Source organism: Paenibacillus sp. 05T425 (assembly GCF_056396205.1).
Map to the genome: position 1 here is coordinate 1 of NZ_JBFTLA010000072.1, position 512 is coordinate 512.

At 63.1% G+C, this 512-nt stretch carries 1 protein-coding gene; it reads right to left on the bottom strand.

The window, feature by feature from the left end; translation table 11 throughout:
* The coding region (locus tag AC1DF0_RS32120) for a DUF2300 domain-containing protein (protein WP_477577616.1) at positions 1–490 on the bottom strand (490 nt) is incomplete at its 3' end.
* Between the last annotated feature and the right edge of the window lie 22 nt (positions 491–512).

The window sequence follows — 512 nt, forward strand, 5'->3', positions numbered from 1 at the left end:
CGCTGTGGATATCGAGTTGATTGCCGTTGGCGAACTCGACGCGGTAGTCGCCTTGCAAAGGGCCGGGCGCTATAACGCGATCCCCCGACAACACGCGTTTCAGTGGATAACGCGCGAACAGACCGACCTCAACGCACTTCCCTGCCTCGGCTGGCCACGACGAGGGCAGCACCGTCGCCAGCGACTGACCATAATGGCGCAACACCATTTGGCTGGTGCCACGCCCACCGGCCCAGATCGGCGTGCCGTCTACCGTCCAGCCCGCGAATCCGCCTTGGCGCGACGAAGGATCCTGATCCCCCAGCCAGCTCCAGGTTTTCACCCGCAACCGACCACCGAGTTCACCCACGACATTGCCATCCGCGGCATTGAGCACCACATCGAGCAACACCCTTCGCGCCTGATCCTGCGCCGGCATCACGGCCAACACCTTCAACAACTCCGCCACCGAAACCCGGGTCTGCGGTTGCAACGACGGCAAATCCAGCAACCATTTCGGCGCTTGTCTGGCC